Below are 1233 nucleotides of genomic sequence, written 5' to 3'. Positions count from 1 at the left end.
GTAGAGCCCTGAGCGGTAGAAGCGCCAGCGGAACGGGAGGGCGGCGACCATCGGATGATGCCGCCGCCGCTTGGCGCGCGGCGTGGCCCCTTCGCGCGTGGCGCGGATCGCGCCCAGCGATTCGGACAGCATCAGCCAACCGATCGAACTGAGCATGACCACATAAAGAATGGCGATCACCGTATCGATCTGCCCGCTGGCCTGTAGCATCCGGAACAGGATCGCGCCCGCCCCCGATCCCAGTACGCCGCCCCCGATCAGCACCATCCCCATATGATAGTCGACGCCGTTGCGGCGCAGGTGAGCGAACACGCCCGACACGCTTGCCCCCGTTACCTGGCTCGCGGCAGACGCGGCGGCGACCGTAGGCGGGATGCCGTAGACGATCAGCAGTGGCGTGGTCAGAAACCCGCCGCCAACCCCGAACATGCCGGACAACAGCCCGACGCCAAGCCCCAGCACCACGATGACGAGCGCGTTGACCGACAGATTGGCGATTGGAAGGTACAGGTCCATGCTCAACAGTGCCTACAGCCTCAAGCGCGCGCGCGGAAGGCGGTGCCGGGTCAGAAATCGGTGCCCATCGTCAGCGCCGGTCCCGACCCGGGGCTCGCATTGCCTGCGATCCGCTGGCGCCAGTCGATCGCGACGCGCACCGCATTTTTGCCGAGTGGCAAGGTTGTGACTGCCGTCGGACCGATGTCCATTCGGGCCGATTCGCGCTGCGCCGCGCCCCAGCCACCCGTGCCGATTTCGAGCCGGGCGCGGCCTGCCGATGCGACTTCCCGCACCACCCTCAAGGCGCCATCGGCGAAGGGGTCGATCCGCGAGCGTGCGACTGCGCCCGCCTGGCCGTAAGCTTCGAGTTTGAAATCGAGCGGCAGTTTGACGCCATCGATTCCGGCAACGATACCAATTGCAGGTCCGCCCAACGCGCCGTCGAGACCAATGCGCTGTTCGGCGACGAGGCGTATCGGCGCGTCGAGGGGCCGCCATTCCGCCCCGAATGCCAGTTCACGCCCCGATGCCGCCAGCGCACCGCTCGCCCGGGCATAAACCGCAACACGCCGATCGCTGCCCAGCGCGTACGCAATCCGCGCACCGGCCTGATCGCCCCCCAGCAGCGGACCACCGGCGGGTGCACCGCGCTGCGTGACGAACCAAGCGCTACCTGACCAGCGTGACGGTCGGGTATTTTCAGGCAGCCCGGCAAGGGCAGCGGTACGGCGCGGT

Annotated in this window: 2 protein-coding genes; both read right to left on the bottom strand. The window is 67.8% G+C overall.

All coding sequences use genetic code 11. The features are described 5' to 3' along the window. On the bottom strand, window positions 1–516 hold a 516-nt coding region (locus tag U1769_RS25110), incomplete at its 3' end, for a TSUP family transporter (RefSeq protein WP_332720885.1). A gap of 50 nt (window positions 517–566) precedes the next feature. Beyond that, window positions 567–1233: hypothetical protein (locus U1769_RS25105; RefSeq protein WP_332720884.1), on the bottom strand; the 667-nt coding region annotated here is incomplete at its 5' end.

Source organism: Parasphingomonas zepuensis (genome assembly GCF_036663735.1).
In the GTDB taxonomy this organism is placed as follows: Bacteria; Pseudomonadota; Alphaproteobacteria; order Sphingomonadales; family Sphingomonadaceae; genus Sphingomonas.
This window is presented reverse-complemented; position numbering and strand designations above follow the sequence as displayed.